Source organism: Microvirga sp. P4_G7, from assembly GCF_056401005.1.
On the sequence record NZ_JBFUKD010000554.1, the window covers coordinates 1 to 2,525 of the forward strand.

General features: G+C 61.4%; 4 protein-coding genes and 1 riboswitch. Of the genes, 3 read left to right on the forward strand and 1 reads right to left on the reverse strand.

The window, feature by feature from the left end; genetic code table 11:
* Both AC1DT3_RS17795 and AC1DT3_RS17800 read left to right on the forward strand, forming a co-directional pair.
* Positions 1 to 255 (forward strand): substrate-binding domain-containing protein (locus tag AC1DT3_RS17795; RefSeq protein WP_477466565.1); only part of this gene is annotated, 255 nt, incomplete at its 5' end.
* A gap of 128 nt (positions 256 to 383) precedes the next feature.
* Positions 384 to 683: an HU family DNA-binding protein gene (locus AC1DT3_RS17800; protein ID WP_477466566.1), complete on the forward strand. Its 300-nt coding sequence runs from the start codon at positions 384 to 386 to the stop codon at positions 681 to 683.
* Here AC1DT3_RS17800 and AC1DT3_RS17805 read toward each other — a convergent pair.
* Positions 680 to 1,183, reverse strand: coding sequence for a hypothetical protein (locus AC1DT3_RS17805; RefSeq protein ID WP_477466567.1), 504 nt, complete (start codon positions 1,181 to 1,183; stop codon positions 680 to 682). The two genes, AC1DT3_RS17800 and AC1DT3_RS17805, sit on opposite strands and share 4 nt — an antisense overlap.
* A 40-nt stretch (positions 1,184 to 1,223) precedes the next feature.
* Positions 1,224 to 1,330, reverse strand: a riboswitch (SAM-I-IV-variant riboswitch).
* 157 nt (positions 1,331 to 1,487) lie between these two features.
* Between AC1DT3_RS17805 and AC1DT3_RS17810 the strand changes: the two genes are divergently transcribed.
* The gene (locus AC1DT3_RS17810) at positions 1,488 to 2,510 is read left to right on the forward strand and encodes an NADP-dependent oxidoreductase (RefSeq protein ID WP_477466568.1); all 1,023 of its coding nucleotides are present in this window, start codon (positions 1,488 to 1,490) and stop codon (positions 2,508 to 2,510) included.
* The last annotated feature ends 15 nt before the right edge of the window (positions 2,511 to 2,525 follow it).

Below are 2,525 nucleotides of genomic sequence, written 5' to 3' on the forward strand. Positions count from 1 at the left end.
GCGTGCCCCGGGGCGGTGTCGGTGCTCGGGATCGACGACCTTCCGATTTCCGAACTGCTCAGCCCGCGCTTGACGACGATGCATATTCCCGCGCGCGAACTGGGTGAGACCGCCGTCGAGACGCTCATCGAGCTGACGACGCAAGGTCAACGACTGGTACGCCGCACCGAACTCGCGTGCCGCCTCATCATCCGCGATTCGACAGTCTCGCCGATGCAGGGACATCGCGCGATGGCGATCGGGGGTCTCGTATAGGCACCTCGAGGCGAAGGGAGCTAAACAGGTCAACGGGCAAAAGCCTTTGTGTGTTGTGGCTCAAGCACGCTTGACCTCCTCGAAAAATCGGGTTCTTGCTTCAGTTCTGTTTCAACTGCAGGTCAATCATGAACAAGAATCATCTCATCGAATTCGTCGCCGAAGAATATGAACTCACCAAAACCTTTGCGAAGGAGATGCTGGAAAGCGTGTTCCAGAAAATCTCCGACACCGCCGGCAAGGGCGAGGAGGTTTCGATCTTCGGTTTCGGTACGTTCAAGGTCGTTGAGCGCAAGCCCCGCAAGGGCCGCAACCCGCGCACCGGCGAGCCGGTCAAGATCGCCGCTTCGAAGAGCTTGAAGTTCAAGCCGGCGAAGGCCGTCAAGGAAGCCGTCAACACCAAGCGGAAGGCCCGCAAGAAGGCCTAATGGGCTTCTTCGGCCACCGCACGGACCCCGCTTCGCCGGGTGTCCGACGACGGTGCGCTTGTTGCCAATACGGGTTCGGAGATGCTCGTTCGCTCGACGTCTCCGAACTTCGCCGAGATTTCTTGTTTCGCCGAGACTTCGTGTTTCGCCGAGACTTCGTGTTTCGCTTGGATTTCGTGTTTCGCTAGGATTTGTTGCTTCGCCGAAATCCGGTGATCCACGGAAACGTCGTACTTCACCAAGATCCAGTCCCGCCCTTCATCGACTCGCTCGCCTTCGAGCGCTCGCTCCAGGAAAACGAGGACCCGACCTGGCCTGGGATCGTCCGCGACCCGATAGACATGGGTCCAGATTTCCTCTCTCCGGTGCACGACCACATAGATCGATGCGCTTTGAACGCGGCCCGATCGGGCGCGCCACTGATGCCGTCCGACGAAAAGCGACGTGTCGTTCGGCCCCAAGGTCAGGAGGTGGTGGTGTGGTTCGCCGTTCGGTTGCATCAGCCATCCTTGTCGAGACGAGCTGTGCTGACGCAGTGGCGTAGGACCGTTTCGTTGCCGGTTTGGCCACATCCCTCCTTGCGGAAGCGCCACCTTGCTCGGTAAGCAGGTTGGCGTTGGGCGTCGGCCCAACTCTTGATGTTGCTGCACAGGTAGCATTGTCGTTTTCGTCATTCAAGGTCGAATCACGCATGTCGATGCGCGATCGCATCAGCACACGATCGATTCGACCGCCCTAYATAGAGCGGCAGAGAGGGTCCGGACGCTATTTCCGAACCCGCCCGATCCAACCTGGAGCGTGCCCGTGAATGCACCGACCAATCGAAAAATCCTTCTCGCCGCGCGTCCGGAAGGGCGACCGACGCCGAGCGATTTTCGCCTGCAGGCCGAACCGGCCTCTGCTCCCGCCGATGGCGAGATCCTGCTGAAGATCCTGTATCTGTCGCTCGATCCCTACATGCGCGGGCGGATGAGTGCGGCGAAATCCTATGCCAAACCGGTCGATGTCGGCGGCGTGATGGAGGGCGGCACGGTCGCGGAAGTGGTCGCTTCGCGCCACCCCGATTACGCGATCGGCGATGTGGTGTTGTCCCATTCCGGCTGGCAGAGCTACGCCGTTTCGGACGGGTCGAACTTGCGCAAGCTCGATACCACCGCGGCCCCGATCACCACGGCGCTGGGGATCCTCGGCATGCCTGGATTTACGGCCTATGCCGGCCTTCTGACCATCGGACAGCCGAAACCCGGCGAGACCGTCGTCGTTGCCGCTGCGAGCGGTCCTGTGGGTTCTGCGGTGGGGCAGATCGCCAAGATCAAGGGAGCCAGGGCCGTGGGCATCGCGGGCGGTCCCGAGAAATGTCGRTACCTGTTGGAGGAACTCGGTTTCGATGCGGCCGTCGACCACCGCGCGGCGGATTTCCCGGATCAGCTGAACGCTGCCTGTCCCAACGGTATCGACGTCTATTTCGAGAATGTCGGCGGCGCGGTTTTCGATGCGGTGTTCCCTCTCCTCAACGAATTCGGCCGCATTCCGCTTTGCGGTTTGGTGGCGCAGTACAATGCCGCTGGCCCCTTCCCGGGACCGGATCGCCTGCCGGGGATGATGCGCGCCATGCTGTCCAAGAGCCTGACCCTGCGCGGGTTCATCCAGCGCGAATTCGTCGATCAGCGGCCGGCTTTCTATCGGGACATGGCGGCCTGGATCAAAGAGGGACGGGTGCGCTACCGGGAAGACATCGTCGAGGGGCTCGAGAACGCGCCGGAGGCCTTCATCGGCCTGCTCGAAGGGCGCAATTTCGGCAAACTCCTGGTGAAAGTCGCCGATTAGCGGGCCGGTTTCCAC